At 55.0% G+C, this 24,778-nt stretch carries 13 protein-coding genes and 1 tRNA gene; 10 read left to right on the top strand and 4 right to left on the bottom strand.

Annotated features, from left to right (window positions below; genetic code table 11):
- Positions 1 to 84 precede the first annotated feature (84 nt).
- The 4 genes from choX (at position 85) to G516_RS0111605 (ending at position 3,471) form a co-directional block, all read left to right on the top strand.
- The gene (gene choX / locus G516_RS0111625) at positions 85 to 1,044 is read left to right on the top strand and encodes a choline ABC transporter substrate-binding protein (RefSeq protein WP_028293807.1); all 960 of its coding nucleotides are present in this window, start codon (positions 85 to 87) and stop codon (positions 1,042 to 1,044) included.
- Between the two features lie 279 nt (positions 1,045 to 1,323).
- Positions 1,324 to 2,286 carry a glycine betaine ABC transporter substrate-binding protein gene (locus G516_RS0111615; RefSeq protein ID WP_028293805.1) on the top strand — a complete coding sequence of 321 codons (963 nt, stop codon included), beginning with the start codon at positions 1,324 to 1,326 and terminating at the stop codon, positions 2,284 to 2,286.
- Positions 2,287 to 2,530: 244 nt separating this feature from the next.
- Positions 2,531 to 2,809: a hypothetical protein gene (locus G516_RS0111610; protein WP_156879026.1), complete on the top strand. Its 279-nt coding sequence runs from the start codon at positions 2,531 to 2,533 to the stop codon at positions 2,807 to 2,809.
- 101 nt (positions 2,810 to 2,910) lie between these two features.
- Positions 2,911 to 3,471: a CBS domain-containing protein gene (locus tag G516_RS0111605; RefSeq protein ID WP_028293803.1), complete on the top strand. Its 561-nt coding sequence runs from the start codon at positions 2,911 to 2,913 to the stop codon at positions 3,469 to 3,471.
- 629 nt (positions 3,472 to 4,100) lie between these two features.
- Here G516_RS0111605 and G516_RS23955 read toward each other — a convergent pair.
- From G516_RS23955 to G516_RS0111590, 3 genes are all read right to left on the bottom strand, one after another.
- Positions 4,101 to 5,159, bottom strand: coding sequence for a helix-turn-helix transcriptional regulator (locus tag G516_RS23955; protein WP_051219338.1), 1,059 nt, complete (start codon positions 5,157 to 5,159; stop codon positions 4,101 to 4,103).
- Positions 5,160 to 5,494: 335 nt separating this feature from the next.
- On the bottom strand, positions 5,495 to 5,686 hold the full coding sequence (locus G516_RS0111595; protein WP_028293802.1) for a hypothetical protein: 192 nt from the start codon (positions 5,684 to 5,686) through the stop codon (positions 5,495 to 5,497).
- A gap of 257 nt (positions 5,687 to 5,943) precedes the next feature.
- Positions 5,944 to 6,018, bottom strand: a tRNA-Gln gene (locus G516_RS0111590).
- A 225-nt stretch (positions 6,019 to 6,243) separates the two neighbouring features.
- On the opposite strand from G516_RS0111590, the gene G516_RS0111585 reads away from it, so the two are divergent.
- Entirely contained in the window at positions 6,244 to 8,277 is a 2,034-nt protein-coding gene (locus tag G516_RS0111585; protein ID WP_028293801.1) for a DNA topoisomerase III, read from the top strand.
- On the opposite strand, the gene G516_RS22165 is transcribed toward G516_RS0111585, so the two are convergent.
- Positions 8,256 to 9,902: a sigma-54-dependent transcriptional regulator gene (locus G516_RS22165; protein WP_051219336.1), complete on the bottom strand. Its 1,647-nt coding sequence runs from the start codon at positions 9,900 to 9,902 to the stop codon at positions 8,256 to 8,258. The genes G516_RS0111585 and G516_RS22165 overlap by 22 nt on opposite strands.
- Positions 9,903 to 10,144: 242 nt before the next feature.
- Here G516_RS22165 and G516_RS22160 point away from each other — a divergent pair, with 242 nt between their 5' ends.
- The 5 genes from G516_RS22160 to G516_RS24690 form a co-directional block, all read left to right on the top strand.
- On the top strand, positions 10,145 to 10,543 hold the full coding sequence (locus tag G516_RS22160; protein WP_051219334.1) for a response regulator: 399 nt from the start codon (positions 10,145 to 10,147) through the stop codon (positions 10,541 to 10,543).
- 159 nt (positions 10,544 to 10,702) lie between these two features.
- On the top strand, positions 10,703 to 12,721 hold the full coding sequence (locus tag G516_RS0111570; RefSeq protein ID WP_169449531.1) for a TonB-dependent receptor plug domain-containing protein: 2,019 nt from the start codon (positions 10,703 to 10,705) through the stop codon (positions 12,719 to 12,721).
- An 18-nt stretch (positions 12,722 to 12,739) separates the two neighbouring features.
- Positions 12,740 to 13,339, top strand: a complete 600-nt coding sequence (locus G516_RS0111565) for a type 1 periplasmic-binding domain-containing protein (protein WP_028293799.1) — start codon at positions 12,740 to 12,742, stop codon at positions 13,337 to 13,339.
- The gene (locus G516_RS23950; protein ID WP_084645014.1) at positions 13,332 to 15,002 is read left to right on the top strand and encodes a sensor histidine kinase; all 1,671 of its coding nucleotides are present in this window, start codon (positions 13,332 to 13,334) and stop codon (positions 15,000 to 15,002) included. Before G516_RS0111565 ends, G516_RS23950 begins: the two co-directional genes overlap by 8 nt.
- Before the next feature lie 213 nt (positions 15,003 to 15,215).
- On the top strand, positions 15,216 to 24,778 hold a 9,563-nt coding region (locus G516_RS24690; protein ID WP_028293797.1), incomplete at its 3' end, for an Ig-like domain-containing protein.

Here is a 24,778-nt window from a genome sequence, read left to right as displayed (position 1 = left end):
ATGTGCGATTTATCAACACGGAAGTCACGGCTTAATAAATGGAGGAGTCCACCAAACGATCATTGATATCGGGAGTTATCACAGATGAGATTGAAGTCATTGCTGTTGGGGTTGTGCTTGTTGCCAGTCAGTTGGCTGGCCAGTGCTGATCCGGCCAGTTGCAAGACCGTACGCATGGGCATGGTTGAATGGACTGACCTGGAAGTAACCACCACAACAGCACAGGTCATGCTGGAAACCCTGGGCTACGACGTCACCATCACCACCGGCAGTGTGGGCGGTGTGTATGAAGAAATGGCCCAGAACAACGTGGATGCGTTTTTGGGGAACTGGATGCCAGCCAACGCCGGGGTGATCGGCCCGTATCTGGAATCCGGCAAGCTGGAAGTGTTGGACACCAATCTTAACGGTGCCCTGTACACGCTGGCAGTGCCCAAATACGTATACGATCAGGGGGTGACCACAGTTGCCGATATTGCCAAACACGCCGATGAGTTCGGTTACCGTATCTACGGTTTGGAAAAGGGCAACGGCGGTAACCTGTTGATTCAGGACATGATCGACAAGAACGACTTTGGCCTCGGCAAGTTTAGCGTGCTGGAAACCTCCGAGCGACTGATGCTGGCTCAGGTGAAAGGCAAAACCAAGAAAGGCCAGTGGATTGCGTTTCTGGCCTGGGCGCCACACCCGATGAACGTTAATTACGACATCGAATACCTCGATGGTGCCGATGCGTACTTTGGCCCGGACAAGGGCGCGGCCCACGTTCGAACGGTCGTTCGCAGCGGCTACACCGAGCAGTGCCCGAACGTGAATCAGCTGTTGAAAAACATGACCTTCTCTCTCGAAATGGAAGAGAAAGTGATGGATCAGGTGATGAACGGCTTTGTGCCGACCAAGCGTGCTGTCCGTATCTGGATGAACGACAACGCGGCAACGCTGACTCGTTGGCTGGATGGTGTGAAAACCTTTGATGGTCAAACGCCAAACGGCACCGAAATGGCTGAAGCACTGGCCGTTGGCTGGGGTCGTTTAAAAGATTGATCCTGTGCGGTGGACTTGTATCCACCGCTTTTATTCCCTTCTCTTTAACGTCGTTTCTTAACGTCCTGTTCTTCATCTTGTTCTTTTGGCGCCGTTTTCGGCAGGGCAGCTTCTGGCTGTTTAAGCTCATAAAAACCGGCGGCTGCCTGACTGCGACGATGCCGGGCGCAATATGTCAGCTGCGTTGCGCGTAAGTGATAAATTACGTCGTTGTATGAATACGGTGTTGCGGTAATCCCCATAGGCTGGATGGCAAACTCTGCTGCCTGAGGTAAGCCTATGAAAATCCGTGTATGGACGTTGTTGTGCGCACTGCTTCTGGCCAATACCAGTCAGGCACAAGACGACGCCAGCTGTAACACCATCCGCTTTGCCATGCTGGACTGGGCGGATCTGAAAGTAACGTCAACGGCCTCCCGAGTGTTGCTGGAAAAACTCGGCTATCAGGTTGAGCTGGATGTAAAAACCAGCATTGGTGAAGTGTATGAGTCGCTGGCCAATGATCAGAATGACCTGTTCCTGGGCAATTGGATGCCAGCGAATACCGATATGATCACGCCGTATCTGGAACAGGGCCAGCTGGAGGTGTTGCAAACCAACCTCAAACGCGGTCTCTATACCATTGCGGTACCGGAATACGTCTACGACCAGGGCGTCACCCGGGTGCAGGATCTGGGCAAGTATGCTGCGCAATTTGGCGGTCGGGTGTACGGCCTTGAGAAAGGCAATACCGGTAATGCTTTGGTTAAAAAGATGATTGCCAATCCGGCGATGGGCATGAGTCAGCTTGAGCTGATTCCGACCTCTGAGCGGCTGATGCTGGCACAAGCCAATGGGCGGATTCGCAAAGGGCAGTGGGTGGCCTTTCTGGGCTGGATTCCGCACCCGATGAATCGCAATTTTGAACTTCGCTATCTGGATGGTGCGGATGACTATTTTGGCCCGGACAAAGGCGCATCCTACGTACGTACCGTGGCACAGGATGGCTTTTCCCAACGTTGCCCAAATGCTGCTCGGCTGATGAAAAATATGGTGTTCAGCCAGGACATGGAAGAGCTGTTGATGGATCAGATCATGAATGGCTTTGTGCCACCACTACGGGCGGTGCGTATCTGGATGCACGACAACGAAGCCACCGTGACCGGCTGGCTGCAAGGTGTGGCTACTCGCACCGGAGGTCAACCAGACAGCCGCCAGATTGTGGCGGACCTGGAAGTGGGCTGGGGACGACTGACGGACTAACCGTTAACGCTGGTTCACAAAAAAGCCGCACTCGATTGCGGCTTTTTCTTTGCTGGAATTTATTTGAATAGTGAACAATTCTGTTGCGCGTTATTAAATCGGCAATTGCACACTGGTCAGCGAAACTTTTCAGGAGTAACGTGACTCATATCAGTTACACAGATTAAAAATCCCTTGCTGTTGAATGCCGGAATCTGAATCACAGAAACCCGTCCTCCAACAGCCTCAACGTCAGGAGGCGCCCATGACTCGAGTGATTCTAATGCTCAGTTTGTTACTGGGCTTCATGCTGCTTCCTGATACCAGCCCCGCAGGCTTCAACTCCGCATCCACACTGGATCTTTCCGACTACCCGATCGACCTGGCCACCGGCGAGGCCGACAAGGTACAAGGGATTGTTCCTGACGATGCGTTTGTGCCTCTGGTTATTCCACAGCACTGGCAGCCTGCGCTGGTCAGCAACACCCAGGTACTGGACACCCGTCCGGAAGCCCGACGTGCCCGTAGTCCTCCGCTGGTTTGATTCACTCCGTTTTTAACACAATCAAACCTTTAAAAATTTAACTGTTGTCGTTGGCCCTTTACTGACTTTGGCTGACAGCAGTTCTGTGAGGAGTACTCCCTATGCACAAGCTGAAACTGCACACCGTATCCAGCATCGACGAATTGGTTCAACCAGCAAAACCGATCCATATTTCCCTGCGTAGCCCGGCGCTGGCGTTCTTTACCGACTTCCTCGACAACGAGCCGCTGGTGATCGAATCGTCTGTGACTGCGGATAACGCCCGCCGCATCATGATTCGTACGCATGTCCGTCTGAAGCTGGTGCTCGATAACGACAACCGCTTTGCCGGTGTGATTACCGCGGAAGATTTGGCCGAGCAAAACGTGATTCAGAAAGCCGTCAACAACGGTAGCCTGCGAAGCGATGTGCTGGTGTCTGATCTGATGACTCGTAAAAGCGACCTGAGCGCCTTTGACATCAGCGAAGTTGAAAAATCCACCATCGGTGATGTGGTCAACTTCCTGCGCGAAGTGCACCAGCAACACTGCCTGGTGCTGGACGCCGAGAATCATCAGATTCGCGGCATCTTTTCCGCCAGTGATATTTCCCGCAAGCTGCGCCTGCCGCTGAATATTCAGGAGCAATCCAGCTTTGCGCGAGTCTTCAGCGCGGTGTCCTGAGTCAGCTGAATCGATAGCGTTGCAATTGGCAACAACACAAGCCGGGCATGTCCCGGCTTTTATGTGACTGCAATAGCAGAATAAGGATTCGTTTGAACCAAGCGACGTTAATTGTCGCATTGGCTTGTCACTATGCCGTCCGAGTCAGGATGACTCACAGGAACAAGGACGATAAGAGCAAGACGCTCTTGTGACGGACCACGCTCAGGGAGGCGGGATTCAGGAAGAAGTTGAGCAGCAAGGAAGCTGCTCTCGTTTCAAACGCCTGCGCTAATCACACTAGGGACCCTCTGAATAACTCGGTGCCCGCTCTGGATGACAGGGCGACGCTGAATCACGAAGCTGATTTGCAGGCCTGACGAGTCAAGTCAAAAATCAGCGACACAGAGTCAGCGATGCCCTGCCATCCCCGTAGGGCGCGGTCTGCAGGCCGCCAGAACGGTGTTGGCGAATTTGGAAAGGGCCAGCCATTCCGCTGCATTCGCCGCCTTGTTCTGACAACCTGCAGTACTCGCGCAGAGCTGTGCAGAGTTATTCAGAGGGTCCCTAGGGATGCAGGAGCGGCCCGACGCCTGGTCAGGCCTTTGATTGGTGATTCGACAAGGTTATTTGACTGGTTATTCGACTGGTTAGACGACAGGGCTTTCTGCGTTGTTATCACTTTGGCTGTCAGCTGCTTCTGAATCATCTGGTATCACGCCGTACAGTTTCGCCATGGTTTGCGCCTTGCTGGCGAACTCTTCTACCCAGTGCTCTGGGGCTTCAACCCGAATGTGTTCATTGAGCCCATAAACCCACCAACGGGTTTCCTGATCGTCAGGCACAATCGCTGTCAGACGGTAGCGGCCATTGTCGGCTGGCCCGTGAATTTCCTGCTGATGACTGATTGGCGTTTCCTGCAAGCGTGAGGCAATACTCTCTGAAATATCGGCGATCAGCTCGATATCACCGCTGTGCCCCCAACCAAAATTACGCAGGAAATCATCAATATCAAAGTTGCTGTTGTCCGGGCAAAGGGCGTCGGTCAAGCGTACATCGGCGATGCGGTGCAAGGCATAGATGTAAGGGGTGGTGTAGTCGTTGGCAGTGGCGACCAGATAGTGGGTGGCGCCTTTTGCAACCAGAGCCAGCGGTGTCAGATTCAGCTGTTTGGTGTCCTGATGGCTACGGCTGGCGTAGGACACCGCCAGTTGTTTGTTCTGCAACAAGGCTTCGGTAATGATCTCCCAGGTGGCTTCGCACTGTTCGGGAGGCAGCAGCTGTTTGGTTTCCGGCAAAACCCGAATGCGATCTGGCCACACTGACATGGTGCCGCTGAATTTTTTCAGGCTGCTCTTGGCTTCTTCAAACTGCGGTTTGATTTGTCGGAAGGCATGGCTGGGCAACACCTGTTTCAGATACGGCTCTGCCAAAATGAAAGACAATGCGGCAGCCGAGTTGGAGCGATGCAGAAGCTGTTTACCACCGGCGACAAACCCCCACGAGTTGCTTCGGCCGTTGGTCTCGGTGTAAAGCTGGTAAGCAACAGAAAGAGATTCCAGATCCCGTTCCACTGTGCGTTTGGTGCAGCGGTAATCCCGCTCCAGCTTTTTGTGCAGCAACGTGGTGCTGATTGGGTCGGATGGCTTTTCTGGAATCAGACGCAACATTTCCATTCGTCGGGCAAACGTCAGGTAGTCATTCGGCATGATGAGCAATTTCCTTATGCTTCCTTGAATAAGGGGCCAATTATAAGCACAAAAAATGAGACACGGTTCTCGTTTTACAAAAATTGTCAGATTGTCTGCGAAAGTGTCTGGTTGCAGGATAAATCTTCAGTTTGGTCGCATCAGGTGCAGAAAATGGCCAATTTCAGGCTACTGGCACGGTGGTCATCTGGATCGTCTTGATGGTGTTTGGCTGGCGTTTGGATTGTATTTGGCTTGTGCTTGGTTGGGGGATTCGTGGCTGGATGAGCAGTTAACGCGAGAGGTTGGCAGTATTTGGCAAAGCGGTTCTGGTTGGATGAAATTCGGACTCGCTGTCATTCATTTTCCTCCAATTCTTCTTCCGGAGGTGCGGATGATGAGGCAATGGGGTCAATATGCAGAGCGATTGCCTGGCACATTGGGCAACAGTCCGGCAGGGCGCTCAATTCCGAATAGTGATAATTCCAGTTACACATAGAGCAGTGAGCGTGATAACCAAATGTGGTTTGTGGCTCTTTCACTTTCATGGCGTTCTCCATCGTCCATAACAAAACAATGAAGGCATGGTGATGGTTGCTCGCGTCAGCTTACGTCGCGTTGAAAAAAGATTTCTGAAGCCGTGTTCTTTAAACGGCTGGTGGAATACGGCTTGCCTGGTACGGAGTGTCAGAGGTCTGAAAGATGCCGTTTAGGAGCATTGGATAGACGGAAAAACAGAAATTCAGCCAGTGGCTGTATCGATCAAAACAAGAATAGATTGGGAGGTAAAACAAGGAAGAGTTAATGGCTGAGGTGGCAGGACTCGAACCTGCGAATGACGGGATCAAAACCCGTTGCCTTACCACTTGGCGACACCCCAGCAGATGAAAAAGCAAGGAAGCTTTCTCGAAGAAGTTCAAGCTGTGCCTCAACTTCAGGACGCGCATATTATCAGGAGAAAAAATTCCTGCAACATCAAATGCTTAGAAAATTTAAAAAAATCTGAAATTTTTTCTGAATTGGTGGTTTTTTAGTCATAAGGTTTTGTTTTTGCGGCAAAATCGGTAAATTAACTGGATGTTTGAACAGTATCTGGATTTCTTCCATGCGATTGATCATCGCTGAAAAGCCATCACTTGGCCGGGCCATTGCCGCGGTATTGCCAAAACCCCATCAAAAAGGGGAAGGGTTTGTACGGGCGGCCAACGGCGATGTGGTCAGCTGGTGCATTGGTCACTTGCTGGAACAGGCCGAGCCGGATGCCTACAACCCGGTTTTCAAACAGTGGAAGCTGGATCACCTGCCCATCGTGCCGGAACAGTGGCAATTGCAGCCGAAGCCGAAAACCCGCAAGCAGCTGTCGGTGCTGCGCAAACTGGTGAAAGAAGCCAGTCAGCTGGTACATGCCGGCGACCCTGACCGCGAAGGGCAGTTGTTGGTCGATGAGGTGATCAGCTATCTGAAGACCCCGGCGAACAAGAAGCAGGCCATGCAGCGTTTGTTGGTCAGCGATCTGAACCCGGCGGCGGTGAAAAAAGCGTTGAACCAGTTACGACCCAACAGCGAGTTTGTGCCGCTGTCGGTATCGGCCCTGGCGCGCAGTCGGGCCGACTGGCTGTACGGTATTAACCTGACCCGTGCCTGTACCATCAAAGGGCAGCAAGGCGGTTTGAAGCAGGTGCTGTCGGTGGGGCGGGTGCAAACCCCCGTGCTGGGGCTTGTGGTGAAGCGAGATCAGGCCATCGAGCAATTTGTCTCTCGGCCTTTTTACGAAGTGCGTGCTGCTATTCATATGTCCGAAGAACAGCCGTTGGCGTTTTATGCCAAATGGCAGCCCAGTGAAGCCTGCGCTGCCCATCAGGATGAAGACGGCCGGGTGCTGAACCCCAAGCTGGCACAAAACGTTGCCGAGCGTATCCGTCACCAGGCCGCCAGGGTGCTGTCCAGCAACAAGAAGGAAAAGCAGCAAGCCGCGCCTTTGCCTTACAACCTGTCAGCCCTGCAAATTGATGCGGCCAAGGCCTTTGGTCTGAGTGCCAAGGCGGCACTGGACGCCTGTCAGAACCTGTACGAGAAGCATCAGCTGATTACTTATCCACGTTCTGACTGCCGGTATTTGCCGATGGAACATTATGGCCAGCGCCAGTCGGTGGTGGCGGCGATTGGCAATAACGTCGCCGATGCCAGCCTTGGTAAAGCTGTGGCTGGGGTGAATCTGAGCCTGAAATCGAAAGCCTGGAACGACAGCAAGGTGGGGGCGCATCACGCCATTATTCCAACCGAAAAGCGCAGCGACATCAGTAAACTGGGTCGCGCTGAGCAGCAAATTTACGGGCTGGTCGCACGTCAGTACCTGTTGCAGTTTTATCCGCCCTATCGTTATGCGGACCATAAAATCGAACTCGATATTGCCGGCGGGCTGTTTGTTGCCAGCCAGCGCAGCGCTTTGGATTTGGGCTGGAAAGCCATTATGCCGGTACGCAAACCTGCTGCTGGCGAAGAACCTTCCGACGAGCAGCGCCCGCCGTTGCCTGATGTCAGTGCCGGGCAGCTGCTGTTCAGCGGCGAACCCAAAATTGACGAAAAGCATACCCAGCCGCCGGAGTCCTTTACCGACGCCACCCTGTTGGCGGCGATGACGGGCATCAACCGTTATGTGCAAAGCAAGGAACTGAAAAAAATTCTCAAGGACACCGATGGCCTGGGGACTGAAGCGACCCGTGCATCCATCATCGAACTGCTGTTCAAACGGCAGTTCTTGCAACGTCAGGGCAAGCAGATCAAGTCGACGCCGTTGGGACGAGCGTTGATCAATGCCTTACCGGAACAAACCACCGTGCCGGACATGACCGCCCATTGGGAGCGGCAGCTGAATGACATCAGTGAGCGGGCGCTGAAATACGACGGCTTTATGCAGCCGATGCTGAACGAGTTGGGGTTGCTGGTGGGCCAAGCTGGCAAGTTGGATATTGGGGCGTTTCAGGGGCTGCCTGCGCCTGCCAAAACGCCGTATCGACGTGGCCGTCGTGCTGGTTCAAGCACCACCCGTTCTCGTAGCAGTGCCAGTAAAAGCTCCGGCAGCCGTTCTGGTACTGGCCGGCGTAAAACGTCTGGGCGTCAGGCTTCCGGCAGTACGTAATAGCTCCAGCGGCGTTCGCCCTGTTTGCTCAATTTGCCTTCTTTATGCAGTTTTTTTAGCAAGTACGACGCGCGGCCGTGGTCAACGTCCAGCAGTTGCTGCGCGGTGGCGTTGTTGATGCGGTCGTTGTGACGAACAAAGTCCAGCAGCATGGCCTCGTCGTTATCCATTTGTGTCCCCAGCGGGGAAAAAGCAGAACCAGAACCCGGGCCCTGGCCTGAGACAGGGTGTGCTCTGCGGGGCGACGCCGCTGTTTGGACGGAACGTACATCAATTGCGCTTTCCTGAGCATCACCTTGCGTCACGGCCTCGCTTGGCGCTTCGACAAAGTTCAGATGGCGGCGAGTGATGCACTGGCCGCGACTGGCGATCAGCGCAAATTCAATCATGTTACGCAGCTCACGCACGTTGCCCGGAAAACCGTAGCTCTGGATAGCCTGCATGGCCTCAGGGCTGATCGCAGATGACGGAGTGTCGGCCTGCTCTCGCTGGCGGCCCATTTGACGGCCCAGAGTGCTGATAAAGTGGTTCACCAGCAATGGAATGTCGTTCATTCGCTCGCGCAGGGGCGGCAATTCCATGCGGTAGCCTGCCAGTCGGAAGTACAGGTCCTGACGGAATTCCTGGCGGTTGACCCGTTGTTGCAGGTTGACGTTGGTAGCTGCTACTACCCGAACGTTTACCTGCTTTTGTTTGTTGCTACCAATCGGCGTCAGCAAACCATCTTCCAGCACGCGCAGTAGCTTGGTTTGTAGCCCTAATGGCATGTCGCCAATTTCATCCAGAAACAGGGTGCCGCCGTTGGCTTGTTCAAAATAGCCGGTACGGTCGTTGATGGCGCCAGTGAAGGCCCCACGGGTGTGGCCAAAAAACTCGGCGTCGGCCAGTTCGGCCGGGATCGCGGCACAGTTCACTGCAATAAAAGGTTTTGCCGAACGCTGGCTGCCGTAGTGAATGGCCCGCGAAACCAGCTCTTTGCCGGTGCCGCTTTCGCCCAGTACCAACACGTTGGTATCCGGTGCTTGTTGCAGGCTTCTGAGCTGTTCCAGAAGCTCCAGCATGCGTTGGCTTTGGCCGACAAACGCATCCAGCCCCCAGCGTTCTGCCTCCTGACGAGTCAGGGCTGACAATGTGTTCTGGCTGGTGTTAAGAGCCGCTTCTGCTTGCTGGCGCTTGTCGATCTGGGCCTGCAGCTCCTGATTCAGTGCTTGCAGCTGTTGGTTGCGTTGCAGCAGTTCCCGTTGCTGTTGCTGGATGGTCAGCTGGGCCTGAATACGCGCCAGCACTTCCTGTCGATGCAGTGGCTTGGTGACGTAGTCGATGGCACCGGCCTGAAAGCCTTTGACCCGATGTTGCGGGTCGGACAGCGCACTCATGAAAATCACCGGGGTTTTGCTGCCCTGCGGTAACTGCTTCAGGCGACGGCAGGTTTCGTAGCCGTCGATGCCGGGCATCATCACATCCAGCAGAATCAGGTCTGGTTGATGCTGGCTGGCCAGTTGCAGGGCATCCTCGCCGCAGGTGGCTACTGACAGTTGCAGGTTGGCTTCGGCCAGATAGCTGACCAGCACATCAAGGTTGTCGGGCTGGTCGTCAACGATCAGCAATTTGGGCAGTTGGGTCATGGAGTCGGGTGTCTGCTAGCCAGGGAACGTCAGTAATCTATAAGAGTTTTATAAGAAAATCCTGTCGATTCTATCGCGAATCTATGAGGTTTCTATAAGCGTCAGCATGAAATCCTATAAGGTTTTTTGCTTATAAAATCACGAGTATTTTTATAAGTTATTGATTTTAAATTAAATTATTTTTTGGCCCGTAACCTGCTATGTCAGCTGCAACGAAGATAAAAACGATTTGGGGGTTACTTATGATGCCGGCGCAAAATTACAACGAATCCTTGCCGATGGTACTGGTGATCGACGACAACCCGACCAACCTGGATGTGGTTATCGAGCACCTGGGCAAAGAAGCCATTGATGTTCGTGCGGCAACGTCCGGTATGGAAGGGCTGGAACTGGCACGTTTTCTGGAACCGGATTTGATCCTGCTGGATGTGCTGATGCCGGATATGAACGGTTATGAGGTGTGTCGTCGCATCAAGCGCGATCCTCAGCTGGCCAATATTCCGGTGGTGTTCCTGTCGGCGCTGGGCGAACAGGTACGTCGTGATCATGGTTTCCGGGTTGGTGGGGCCGATTATCTGCAAAAGCCGTTCGTGGCAGAAGAATTGAAAAGCAGTGTCTGGAATAATCTGGCCGTAGCCTAATCCACCCTCAACACCGGAAACACCACCACCATGATGGCTTTTGATGGCGGCGACTCAAGTCGTTCAGGACATAACTCCAACACCCCTGCACGACGATCACTTCCTTTAGCAGCTCCATTGCATGCCCTGTGCCGTGGACTGATGCTGGCAACAACAACCATGGCGACAATAACCATGGCAACCGCGGCGATGGCGAATGCTTCGGCCAGCCAGGATGAGCTGGGCGAGTTGATGGCCTTGCTGCAACAGGAAACCGAGCTGGCAACCCAAACCCGTATGAACGCTGACTACGTGCCAGGCATGGTGTCGGTGTTGTACGCCGAAGACGCGCTGGTTTCCGGCAAGCATACGGTGGCGGATGTGTTGTCGGATGTGGCCGGGTTTATGGTTAATGAAACCAACAGCGGCGACAAGCGCGTGATTGTGCGTGGTGTCGGCGCGACCCAGAACGCCAGTAACCTGAAGCTGATGCTGGATGGAGTGGCGGTCAATCGGCCAACCGATGGCTCTGCCGACTGGCTATTCCGCATGCCCTTGACCATGGTCGATCGGGTGGAGGTGATTCGTGGGCCGGGTTCGTCGGTGCATGGTGGCTTTGCCTTTTCCGGCGTGGTGAACGTGATCCCGCGAACCGAAAATTCCGTTGGCGCCTTCAGCGGCAGCCAACAGCAGCGCCGGTTGGCTCTGAACCTCAGTGAGTCGACCGACGCTGGCGTGAACACCCGTCTGCTGGCTTCGTTCTGGCGCAAGGGCAACTCCGGTCTTGAAACCGGCCCGGATAATTTCCGGCCGTCGGCAACGCATTCGCCGGGGCGGGTTTACGACCATGAACAGGGCGCCATGATGGTGGCCGGTATCGACTGGCAGGGCTATCGTTTTGACATCAGCATGGTGTCGACCGAGCGTGGCCCAGGTCATGGTGAATCCGCCGCGTTGCCGTATGAATCTGATCCTCGAATTGAACAATCGGTAGCGGCCAGACTGGCTAAGCAGTGGCGGTTAGCAGAAGGCGTGACTCTGAATAGCGAATTCAGCTATCTCAATACCGGCTTGAACAAGGCGCTGTCGTTGCCGTTGCCTGCGGGCATTACGCCGCCGGGCCGTACTCAGCCACTTCGTAATGACGTGTTCCGCTCTTCGGGCAGTCAGGATCACGCCTACGCCTTGCGCACGGATCTGACCTGGCAATGGTCGGATGCTCACTTGTTGCATGGGGAGCTATCCAGCCAGCATTTGAAAGTCGATTCTTCTTACACTTTGCGGTCGGTGAATGGCGAGAACCATGAGTATATTGCCGACGGCGGCGACCCGGTGATTGAAGGCAGCAGCCGTTACGTGAATGCGTTTGGCCTGCAAGACCAGTGGCAGGTTACGGAAGCTCTGGCCGTTACCACCGGCATACGTGTCGACCAATACACCGACTGGGGCAACCATGTTTCGCCACGTCTGGCGGCAGTATGGCAACTGGACGGTGGCCACATTCTCAAGCTGCAATACGCCGAAGCATTCCGACCGCCATCGCTGGAAGAGGCGAATCCCGGGCCGGATTCCAATCTTGCTGGCAGCGGTTCCCTGAATGAAGAAATCATCAAATCCTGGGAAGCAGCATGGGTGTTCCGTGGCGATGACCAGCGCCTGTCGGCGACGGTGTTCCGCACCAAGGTGCAGGACCTGATCGAGTTCTACATCAATCCGGGTTTGCCACCGGTGTGGCGCAATCGCGGCGATATCATGACTGTGGGCGCTGAACTGGAGTGGCAACAGCAAGTCAGTCGTTCACTGGAGTGGAGTGGTAACCTCAGCTACGCCAATGCCAAGGATTACTTCGACCCGGATCAGCGTTTGTTGGGAGCTGTTGACTGGATGGCGAACATCAAGGGCCGCTGGTATCTCAGTGATGGCGTCAGCACCAACCTGAACGTACGTTACATTGGCCAGCAGGAAGGTTGGGAAGTGGGTCGTCGGGTGCCCCATGAACGTCGTTTCCCGGCCTACTGGTTGTTCGATGTGTCGCTTGAATGGCGTCATGCCTTCGCGATTGACGACCTCTACATGCTGGCCAGCTGCCAGAACCTGACCGACCGGCAATATCGCTCGGTACCTTCCCCCAGTCAGTATCCGGAAGGTTTGAACAACGGCTACCGCCAACTGGGAGTTGGCGTTAAATATGAATTCTGATCAGAGCATTTATTGTTAATGAACCCCCTGACGCTGCGGCCGGGCATGGATGCCTGCCTGCGCTGGGTCAGCCGTTTGATGCTAGTCACACTGCTGATGTCCACGCCCACACACAGCCTGTTTGCGGACGCTGCCAGCGACCGCCGGGCTCGTGTTGGCCTCAATTTGTTTCGTACCTTCGTTAATGCCGATCTGACCCTCGACAGCCATGTGCAAAACAACCGTATTCCGGTGGCCATGCTGTATCTGACCTCCAACCTTCAGGCGCGTGAATTTCGCGACCAGCTAGAGCAAACCTGGCCGTCGGTGCAGGGCTATGAAACAGAGATTCAGGTGGTGTCGTTGCAGCAGCTATTGGCACAACCGAATGCAAACATGCCTGCGGCTGTGTTTGTCACAGAACGACTCAATGCGCAGGAGCGTCAGCAGCTGGTTGAGCTGACCATCAAGCATCAGGTGGCGGTATTCTCGCCGTTTGAAGGGGATGTGGAGGCCGGTATTCTGGGGGGACTGTCGGTTACCTCAAGCGTGAAACCCACCGTCAATCTGACCACCTTGCAGCTCAGCAAGCTGTCGATCAAATCGTTTTACCTGAGTGTGGCGCGTACTTATGAATAGAGGGGCTAAAGGGAATAGAGGGGATAAAGGGAACAACGGCCAATCCTTCTGGCAGCGTTGTCTGAACCGGTTGTTCAATTGCGTCGACTGCGCCAAACGGCGGTTCCGTGAACTGCGTCAGCACCTGCTGATTACCGCCGTCTTTGTGGGGCTGGTAGCGGCACAATTCAATTCCCTCGACAGCTACTGGAAAAACACCCTCGAGCCCCGCTTGCGCAGCACCACGGGCGCACAGGCCCACATCATTGCACAGTCGCAAACTTCGGTGTTGGTCGAGATTCTGGAGCACGGCAACCCCGATACCATGGCCCGGCAGTTGTACGATGCGGTGCAGGAAATGCTGGTGGTGGAAGACCCGGCGACGGGCGCTGCCATGGTCAAAGGCGTAGGCTTGCTGGTTGACTATGACACTCTCGGTATTCCTGTCGGAACCCTTGATCTGGCCGAAGGAGACCTGGTATGTGGCGAATGCTTCAAGGCCTCCCTGCCGCTGATCAACGAGGCTGGTGTGCTGCTCGGTTTGGTCGACTTTAACCTCAGTGATGCCAATTATCGGCAGTTGGCTGAAGACATGCGCGAACGACTGTTTCGGGAATCGGCCCTGGTCGTGGCGCTGCTGGTGGTGGTGTGGATGTTGATGCTGGCAGTGTTTCACCGGCTGCATTTGGCCAAACGCCAGATCGAAGAATCCGACCGTGCCAAAACCCGCTTTATGGCCAACGTGACTCATGAACTGCGTACGCCATTGAACGGCATTCTGGGCTACAGCCAGCTGATGAAAGCCGATGAATCGCTGGCGGCCCAGCATGGCAAAGGCATCAAAACCATTGACCGCTGTGCCCGTCACTTGCTGTTGCTGATTAACGATATTCTCGACTTTTCAAAAGCCGATGAAGAAAAGCTGGTGCTTCATCCCGGTGAACTGCACCTGCCATCTTTCCTGCTCACCATCATGCAAATGACCGAAGTTCGGGCCCGTGAAAAAGGCCTGAAGCTGGCGTTTATTGGCCCGGAAAAGATACCCAGCCACGTGCTGGTGGACGAAAAACGCTTGCGTCAGGTTGCCCTGAACCTGTGCAGTAATGCGCTGAAGTTTACTTCTGAAGGCGGCGTTACCGTGTTCATGGAGGTGCTCAAACGGAACGACAAAACGGCGACCTTCCGCTGGCGGGTGGTTGATACCGGTATCGGCATTGCCCAGCAGGATATGAAGAAAATCTTTGTGCCATTTCAGCAGTTGGACAATGAAATTACCCGCGCTGAGGGCTCCGGTCTGGGGCTCAGTATTTGCCAGCGCATCCTGCAACAAATGGGCTCGCGACTGCACGTGGACAGTGAGGTTGGTAAAGGTTCGGAATTCTGGTTCGACCTGACCCTGCCGCTGCTGAGCCAGGAAATGACTTCCACCATCAAACCCGTGCCAGAGCCTCAAGCCGACGAGGCGGATACCGCCGCTGCCGAGCTGGTGTTACCGCCGGATGAACTGCTGATGGAGCTGAAAGAGGCGGCCATGCAGCACAATATTCTGCGGGTGCGGCAACTGCTCACCGAGCTGGAATCCGAGCCTGACTATCAGGTGTTCTGTGATCAGGCTCAGGAGCTGGTGGGGCAGTACCGTTTCAAGGCGCTGGGGGAGTGGTTGGCCTCTCTGTCAGATGCCTGATCCGACGATGTCAGTCACAGCCTCAGATATCGAAAAAGAGCATGCCGAGGAGTGATCATTTTCCGGCGAAATGCCGTCATTTCTCCGTCATTTTGTTGATAGTTTGTACAAAAGCGCAACCGCCGGTTACTTAACACTCACATCATTATTGCGCTCAGGAACCTACGCTAATACCTGACTTAAAAGGTATGAATTACCGTGTAGAGGTTTCTGATGGCTCGCAAAATTCACAAAAACCCCCCTCGTTTGGCTCTTGAGCGTCGCCGCATGTTTGACGGCGCTGGGCTGATTACATCGCTGGATGCGTTGAGTGGCAGTGGTGAGCCAGCCGAGCCAACGGCTGACAAAAACAGCGGCCCGCTGGTACAACCGCAGCTGCTGGGTGGTTTGATCGGTGGTGTCACCCAAACGTTGGGTGGTGTGGTTGAAACCACTAACGAGGTGGTCAACAGCCTGTTAACGCTACCAACCTTGCCGCTGTTGCCGGAAGACGAATCGCTGGTGTTTCTGGACGTCGGCTTGATCCAGCTGGATCTGGTCAACATCAACGCCAGTCTGGTCGATCTGGCGCTGGATGTCCCTGTGGGAGGCTTCACTATAGACCCTTCAGCAGATGTGTCGGTATCGCAAACCTCTCCGGGCAGCCTGGTGCTGAGTGGTGACCCGGGCGATATCAACGTGCTGCTGGAAAGTCTGGTGTATGTCCCCGGTGATGACTACAACGGCCCGGTAACCATTAATCTGGCATTGACCGACAGCTTGTTGGGTTTGCCACTGGTGAGCCTCGAACTGCCGGTGACCGTCGCCGCGACCGCGGACATCGTCGCCGATACCGTCAACGTCAATGGTACCGATCCGGTGGCCTTTAACGTCATGGCCAACGACACCTTTGAGAACAGCGGTGCAGCCATCGACAGCTACACCCAGCCAACCAACGGTTCCGTGACCATCGATGCCAACGGCAATGCGGTGTACCAGGCCAATAACGGCTATACCGGCAGTGACAGTTTCACCTACACTGTGCTGTCGAATGGCACCACAGAAACCACCACGGTGACCATTAACACCAATGGTGTTCCGGAAACTACCGGTATCTCCGACAGCAATACCACCCGTGGCGAAGCCGTGTTGATCGACCTGAGTGGCGCTTTCAGCGACCCGGATGGTGACTCGCTGATCTATACCTGCGTCGATCTGCCGACCGGTTTGTCGCTGGACCCGAATACCGGCATTTTGTCGGGCACCGTGGCAGAAGCTGAGTTGCAAGCCTCCGCAGATGGCACTTTCCCACTGACCATTACCGCCACCGACCCGCAAGGTGCACAGGTTTCCAGCAGCTTCGACCTCAACGTCGACCTGAGTGTATCGGCGCTGGTGAACCTGCCAACGATTCCGCTACTGGCGGAAGACCAATCGCTGATTTTTGCTGATGTGGGTCTGATTGAACTGCAAGCGGGCAACATCAACGCCAGCCTGGTCGACCTGACGCTGGACGTGCCGCTGGGTGCATTGTCGGTTGATCAAACCGCCGGTGTGTCGCTGTCGCAAACCGAACCCGGCACCGTCACGCTCAGCGGCAACGTTGCCGATATCAATCTGGCGTTGCAAAGCCTGGTGTACACCCCGGGAGCGGATTACCACGGCCCGGTAACCATCGATCTGGCATTGACCGACAGCCTGCTTGGTTTGCCGCTGGTGAGCCTGGAACTGCCGATTACCATTACTCCTGTGGTGGATATCGTTGACGACACCGTTAATGTGAACGGCACAGATCCCGTGCTGTTCAATGTCATGGGCAATGACACCTTCGAGAACAGCGGCGCGGCCATCGACAGCTACACCCAGCCAGCCAACGGCACGGTCACGATTGATGCCAACGGTAACGCGACCTATCAGGCTAACAACGGCTTTACCGGTAGCGACAGCTTTACCTATACCGTGATTTCCAACGGCACCACCGAGACGGCGACGGTCACCATCAACACCAATGGTATTCCGGAAACCACCGGTATCTCCGACAGCAATACTACCCGTGGTGAAGCGGTGTTGATCGACCTGAGTGGCGCTTTCAGTGACCCGGATGGTGATCCGCTGATTTACACTTGCGTCGATCTGCCAGATGGCCTGTCGCTGGACCCGAACACCGGCATTTTGTCCGGCACCGTGGCAGAGGCTGAACTGCAAGCCTCCGCAGATGGCACCTTCCCGCTGACCATCACCGCCACCGATCCGGAAGGCGCTCAGATTTCCAGCAGCTTCGATCTAAACGTCGACCTGAGTGTGTCGGCGCTGGTGAACCTGCCAACAATTCCATTGCTGGCGGAAGACCAATCGCTGATTTTTGCCGACGTGGGCCTGATTGAACTGCAAGCGGGCAACATCAACGCCAGCCTGGTTGATGTGACGCTGGATGTACCTTTGGGTGCGCTGTCTGTGGATCAAACCGCCGGTGTGTCACTGTCACAAACCGAACCCGGTACTGTGACCCTGACCGGCAACGTTGCTGATATTAATCTGGCACTGCAAAGTCTGGTGTACACCCCGGGCGCGGATTACAACGGCCCGGTAACCATCGATCTGGCATTGACTGACAGCCTGCTTGGTTTGCCTCTGGTGAGCCTGGAACTGCCGATTACCATTACCCCTGTGGTCGATATTGAGGCCGACACGGTCTACACCAACGGCAGTGATCCGGTCGGCTTCAACGTGATGGCCAACGATACCTTTGAGAACCCGGCAGCGGCGGTGACTTCGTACACCCAGCCGGCCAACGGCACGGTCACGATTGATGCCAACGGCAACGCGACCTATCAGGCTAACAACGGCTTTAGCGGCAGCGATACTTTCACCTATACGGTCACATCCAGCGGCACCACAGAAACCACCACCGTTACGGTGAACGTTAACGCGGTACCTACGACCACCGGCATTCCAGACCTCAACGCACAGGACAGCGGTACGGTATCGCTGGATGTCAGTGGCCAATTTGCCGACAGTGATTCCGCCAGCCTGACGTTCTCAGCAACCGGGCTGCCGAACGGCCTGAGTATTGATCCCAATACCGGCGTGATCAGTGGTAGCCTGGATGCCGATGCATCCACCCAACTGGCCAACGGTGAATACAGCATTACCGTCACCGCGACAGACACCGAGGGTGCCTCCGTGGCGGCCAGTTTCACCATGACGGTTCTGAACCCTGCCCCGACTGCGGTGGACGACAGTGCCAGCGGCAATGAAGACACCAGTATCAGCGGCAACGTACTGACCAACGATTCAGACCCGGATGGCGACACCCTGTCAGTGAACACCACACCGGTAACCGGCCCAGCCAACGGCAGCGTTGTACTGCAACCCGATGGTGGCTTCGTTTACACCCCAAATGCTGACTTTGCCGGAACAGACTCCTTCGTTTACGAAGTAACCGACTCGGATGGCGGCACCTCAACAGCCACTGTTACCCTGACGGTGAACAACGTCAACGACGCGCCGACCACGCCAAGTGGCCGTACTGAAACCACCGCTGAAGACACCCCAGCTTCCATTGATCTGCTGGCAGGTTCTGCTGATGCGGATGGCGACACCGTAGTTGTGGATAGCGCCAGTGCGCTGAACGGTACTGTTACCGTCGACGCTAACGGCGTTGCTACCTACACGCCTAACGCCGATTTCAATGGCACGGATACCATCACCTACACCCTGAGTGACGGTAATGGCGGCACGGTAACCGAGACCATCACGGTAACCGTTACTGCTGAAAACGACGCTCCGACTACACCGTCTGGCCGTACGGAAACCACCGCTGAAGACACTCCTGCAAGCATTGATTTGCTGGCAGGCTCTGCTGATGTGGATGGCGATACGGTTGTTGTGGATAATGCATCCGCGCTGAACGGCACGGTATCTGTCGACGCTAACGGCGTTGCTACCTACACACCTAACCCGGACTTCAACGGCACCGACACCATCACCTACACCTTGAGTGACGGTAATGGCGGCACCGTGACTGAAACAATCACAGTCACTGTTACTGCTGAAAACGACGCTCCGACTACACCGTCTGGCCGCACTGAAACTACGGCTGAAGACACTCCAGCTTCCATTGATCTGCTGGCAGGTTCTGCTGATGTGGATGGTGATACGGTCACTGTCGATTCAGCATCCGCTCTGAACGGTACTATCACCGTCGACGCTAACGGCGTAGCGACTTACACGCCGAACCAGGACTTCAACGGTACCGACACTATTACTTACACCTTGAGTGACGGTAACGGCGGCACGGTGACGGAAACCATCACGGTAACGGTTACTGCCGAAAACGACGCACCAACGACACCGTCTGGCCGTACGGAAACGACTGCGGAAGATACTCCAGCGAGTATTGATTTGTTGGCAGGCTCTGCTGATGTGGATGGCGATACGGTTACCGTGGACTCTGCATCCGCGCTGAACGGTACGGTATCCGTGGACGCTAACGGCGTTGCTACCTACACACCGAACGCTGATTTCAACGGCACGGACACCATTACCTACACCCTGAGTGATGGAAACGGTGGCACGGTTACCGAGACCATCACGGTAACCGTTACTGCTGAAAACGATGCACCGACTACGCCATCTGGCCGCACTGAAACGACTGCCGAAGATACTCCAGCGAGTATTGATTTGTTGGCAGGCTCTGCGGATGTGGATGGCGACACGGTTGTTGTGGATAGCGCCAGCGCGCTGAACGGTACGGTATCCGTCGACGCTAACGGCGTAGCGACCTATACGCCTAACGCTGATTTCAACGGCACCGACACCATCACCTATACCCTGAGCGATGGTAACGGCGGCACAGTTACGGAAACCATCACAGTCACTGTCACGGCTGAAAACGACGCACCAACCACTCCTAGTGGCCGAACTGAAACCACCGCTGAAGACACTCCAGCGAGTATTGATTTGTTGGCAGGCTCTGCGGATGTGGATGGCGACACGGTTGTTGTGGATAGTGCATCCGCGCTGAACGGCACGGTATCTGTCGACGCTAACGGCGTTGCTACCTACACACCTAACCCGGACTTCAACGGCACGGATACCATCACCTACACATTGAGTGACGGTAACGGCGGCACCGTAACTGAAACCATCACAGTCACCGTCACTGCTGAAAACGATGCGCCAACCACTCCAAGTGGCCGTACTGAAACGACTGCTGAAGATACTCCGGCGAGTATTGATCTGCTGGCAGGTTCTGCCGACGTTGATGGCGATACTGTGATTGTGGATAGTGCGTCGGCTCTTAACGGCACTATTACCGTTGATGCAAACGGCGTTGCTACCTACACGCCGAATGCCGACTTCAATGGCACCGACACCATCACCTACACACTGAGTGATGGAAACGGCGGCACAGTTACGGAAACCATTACAGTCACTGTTACTGCTGAAAACGACGCACCAACCACTCCAAGCGGTCGTACTGAAACTACCGCTGAAGACACTCCAGCTTCCATTGATCTGCTGGCAGGTTCTGCCGATGTGGATGGCGACACCGTAGTTGTGGATAGCGCCAGCGCCCTGAACGGTACTGTTACCGTCGATGCCAACGGTGTAGCGACTTATACGCCTAACGCTGATTTCAATGGCACGGATACCATCACCTACACCCTGAGTGATGGAAACGGCGGCACCGTGACCGAAACCATTACAGTCACCGTAACCGCTGAAAACGATGCACCGACTACGCCGTCTGGCCGTACTGAAACGACTGCCGAGGACACTCCTGCAAGCATTGATTTGTTGGCAGGCTCTGCGGATGTGGATGGCGATACGGTTACCATCGACTCCGCTTCTGCGCTGAACGGTACCGTCTCTGTCGACGCTAACGGCGTTGCAACCTACACACCGAATGCTGATTTCAACGGCACTGACACCATCACCTACACACTGAGTGATGGAAACGGCGGCACGGTTACCGAGACGATTACTGTCACCGTTACCGCTGAAAACGACGCGCCAACCACGCCAAGTGGCCGTACTGAAACAACCGCTGAAGATACCCCGGCGTCTATTGATCTGCTGGCAGGCTCTGCTGATGTGGATGGCGATACGGTTACCGTGGACTCTGCATCCGCGCTGAACGGTACGGTATCCGTGGACGCTAACGGCGTAGCAACTTACACGCCAAATGCGGACTTCAACGGCACCGACACCATCACCTACACGCTGAGTGACGGTAACGGCGGCACGGTTACCGAGACGATTACAGTCACCGTAACCGCTGAAAACGATGCACCAACGACTCCAAGTGGCCGCACTGAAACCACCGCTGAAGACACTCCAGCTTCCATTGATCTGCTGGCAGGTTCTGCTGATGTGGATGGTGATACGGTTGTTGTAGATAGCGCCAGTGCTCTGAATGGCACGGTATCCGTGGATGCCAACGGCGTTGCTACCTACACACCGAACGCCGATTTCAACGGCACCGACACCATCACCTACACCCTGAGTGATGGAAACGGCGGCACGGTTACCGAGACGATTACTGTCACCGTTACCTCTGAAAATGACGCTCCGACTACGCCGTCTGGTCGTACGGAAACTACCGCCGAGGACACTCCTACAAGCATTGATTTGCTGGCAGGCAGTAATGATGTAGACGGCGATACGGTTACCGTGGACTCCGCATCCGCGCTGAACGGTACGGTATCTGTGGACGCTAACGGCGTTGCAACTTATACCCCGAACCAGGACTTCAACGGCACCGACACCATCACCTACACATTGAGTGATGGTAATGGTGGCACCGTGACCGAGACGATTACAGTCACTGTCACTGCTGAAAACGACGCACCGACAACGCCAAGCGGTCGCACTGAAACCACCGCCGAAGACACCCCAGCGAGCATTGATCTGCTGGCAGGCTCTGCGGATGTGGATGGCGACACGGTTGTTGTGGATAGCGCCAGCGCGCTGAACGGTACGGTATCCGTCGACGCTAACGGCGTAGCGACCTATACGCCTAACGCTGACTTCAACGGCACGGACACCATCACCTACACACTGAGTGATGGAAACGGCGGCACGGTTACCGAGACGATTACAGTCACCGTCACTGCTGAAAACGATGCACCAACCACTCCAAGTGGCCGTACTGAAACTACCGCTGAAGACACTCCAGCAAGTATTGATCTGCTGGCGGGCAGCAATGATGCGGATGGCGATACGGTTACCGTGGAGTCCGCATCCGCGCTGAACGGCACTGTCTCTGTTGATGCCAACGGAGTGGCAACCTACACGCCGAATCAGGACTTCAACGGTACCGATACCATCACCTACACATTGAGTGACGGTAACGGCGGCACGGTAACTGAAACCATCACAGTCACTGTCACGGCTGAAAACGACGCACCAACCACTCCAAGTGGCCGTACTGAAACCACTGCTGAAGATACTCCTGCGAGCATTGATCTGCTGGCAGGCTCTTCTGACGTAGACGGTGACACCGTAGTTGTAGATAGCGCCAGCGCCTTGAACGGTACTGTCTCTGTCGACGCCAATGGCGTTGCCACTTACACCCCGAATCAGGACTTCAACGGCACTGATACCATTACCTACACGCTGCGTGATGGTAACGGTGGCACTGTGACCGAGACCATCACGGTAACCGTCACTGCTGAAAACGACGCACCAACCACGCCAAGCGGCCGCACTGAAACCACCGCTGAAGATACTCCAGCGTCTATCGATCTGTTGGCAGGCTCTGCTGATGTTGATGGCGACACGGTCACCGTCGATTCAGCATCCGCTCTGAACGGCACGATCACCGTGGACGCCAACGGCGTTGCCACTTACACCCCGAACCAGGACTTCAACGGCACGGACACCATTACCTACACGCTGAGTGACGGTAACGGCGGTACGGTAACTGAAACCATTACGGTAACCGTTACTGCTGAAAACGACGCTCCGACTACACCGTCTGGCCGTACGGAAACGACTGCGGAAGATACTCCGGCGAGTATTGATCTGCTGGCAGGTTCTGCCGACGTTGATGGCGACACGGTCGTTGTGGATAGCGCCAGTGCTCTGAATGGTACGGTATCTGTCGACGCTAACGGCGTAGCAACCTACACGCCTAACGCCGACTTCAACGGCACGGATACCATCACCTACACATTGAGTGATGGAAACGGTGGCACGGTTACCGAGACCATCACGGTAACCGTTACTGCTGAAAACGACGCTCCGACTACACCGTCTGGCCGTACTGAAACTACCGCCGAAGATACTCCAGCATCTATTGACCTGTTGGCCGGTTCCGGTGATGTTGATGGTGATACCGTGGTTGTGGATAGCGCATCCGCTCTGAACGGCACGATCACCGTGGACGCCAACGGCGTAGCAACCTACACACCGAATGCTGATTTCAACGGCACTGACACCATCACCTACACCCTGAGTGACGGTAACGGCGGTACGGTAACCGAGACGATTACAGTCACTGTCACCGCTGAAAACGACGCACCAACAGCAGGATCGCAGTCCGCATCTACGAAGGAAGATATAGCGATCAATATCGATGTGCTGTCTCAAGCCAATGATGTTGACGGTGATGCTATTTCGGTCACATCGGCAACCGCTGCGAACGGCACGGTTATTGTTGAACCTGATGGCTCTCTTACCTACACGCCAAACAATGGATTTACTGGCAGTGACACCATTACCTACGACATTGCAGATGGTAATGGTGGTACGGCAACAGGATCTGTCAGCGTGTCTGTCGATCCAGCAGGCTCGAACAGTAACCCTTATTCAACCGGTGCCCAGCCTGAAACCGTTGCTGAGGATGGTCAGGCAAATATTGATTTGCTAGCAAGCATGGCAGACCCGGATGGTGACTCCCTAACAGTTGATAGTGCATCGGCTAACAATGGTTCGGTTGTTGTTGATGTAAATGGCATCGCTACTTACACACCCAACCCGGACTTTAACGGTACTGACACCATTACGTTCACCGTTAGCGATGGCAATGGCGGTTCTACAACCGAAACCATCACGGTAACCGTTACTGCTGAAAACGATGCACCAACTTCGCCAAGCGGTCGTACTGAAACCACCGCTGAAGACACTCCAGCGAGCATTGATCTGCTGGCAGGTTCTGCCGATGTGGATGGCGACACCGTGGTTGTGGATAGCGCCAGCGCCCTGAACGGTACTGTTACCGTCGACGCCAACGGCGTTGCGACCTACACGCCGAACCAGGACTTCAACGGTACCGATACCATTACCTATACCCTGAGTGATGGAAACGGTGGTACCGTGACTGAAACCATTACGGTAACGGTCACCGCTGAAAACGACGCTCCGACAACTCCAAGTGGCCGCACTGAAACCACTGCGGAAGACACTCCTGCCAGCATTGATCTGCTTGCGGGTAGCAATGATGCAGAGGGCGACACCGTAGTTGTGGATAGTGCCAGTGCCCTGAACGGTACTGTTACCGTCGACGCCAACGGCGTTGCAACCTACACGCCGAACGCTGACTTCAACGGCACCGATACCATTACCTACACATTGAGTGACGGTAATGGTGGCACTGTGACCGAGACCATCACGGTAACTGTTACTGCTGAAAACGATGCGCCAACCACTCCAAGTGGCCGTACTGAAACTACTGCTGAAGATACTCCTGCGAGCATTGATCTGCTGGCGGGTAGCAATGATGCAGATGGCGATACGGTCACTGTCGACTCAGCTTCTGCCCTGAACGGCACGATCACCGTCGACGCCAA

The sequence above is a fragment of the Oceanobacter kriegii DSM 6294 genome, assembly GCF_000422845.1.
GTDB classification, from domain to species: Bacteria; Pseudomonadota; Gammaproteobacteria; order Pseudomonadales; family Oceanobacteraceae; genus Oceanobacter; species Oceanobacter kriegii.
Note: the sequence above shows the minus strand (reverse complement) of the source record. Positions and strands in the feature narration are given on the sequence as shown.

Coding starts and splice junctions, on each gene's coding strand:
- choX (WP_028293807.1), top strand. CDS start 85: ATGAGATTGAAGTCATTGCTGTTGGGGTTGTGCTTGTTGCCAGTCAGT.
- G516_RS0111615 (WP_028293805.1), top strand. CDS start 1,324: ATGAAAATCCGTGTATGGACGTTGTTGTGCGCACTGCTTCTGGCCAAT.
- G516_RS0111610 (WP_156879026.1), top strand. CDS start 2,531: ATGACTCGAGTGATTCTAATGCTCAGTTTGTTACTGGGCTTCATGCTG.
- G516_RS0111605 (WP_028293803.1), top strand. CDS start 2,911: ATGCACAAGCTGAAACTGCACACCGTATCCAGCATCGACGAATTGGTT.
- G516_RS23955 (WP_051219338.1), bottom strand. CDS start 5,159: ATGCCGAATGACTACCTGACGTTTGCCCGACGAATGGAAATGTTGCGT.
- G516_RS0111595 (WP_028293802.1), bottom strand. CDS start 5,686: ATGAAAGTGAAAGAGCCACAAACCACATTTGGTTATCACGCTCACTGC.
- G516_RS0111585 (WP_028293801.1), top strand. CDS start 6,244: ATGCGATTGATCATCGCTGAAAAGCCATCACTTGGCCGGGCCATTGCC.
- G516_RS22165 (WP_051219336.1), bottom strand. CDS start 9,902: ATGACCCAACTGCCCAAATTGCTGATCGTTGACGACCAGCCCGACAAC.
- G516_RS22160 (WP_051219334.1), top strand. CDS start 10,145: ATGATGCCGGCGCAAAATTACAACGAATCCTTGCCGATGGTACTGGTG.
- G516_RS0111570 (WP_169449531.1), top strand. CDS start 10,703: ATGGCGACAATAACCATGGCAACCGCGGCGATGGCGAATGCTTCGGCC.
- G516_RS0111565 (WP_028293799.1), top strand. CDS start 12,740: ATGAACCCCCTGACGCTGCGGCCGGGCATGGATGCCTGCCTGCGCTGG.
- G516_RS23950 (WP_084645014.1), top strand. CDS start 13,332: ATGAATAGAGGGGCTAAAGGGAATAGAGGGGATAAAGGGAACAACGGC.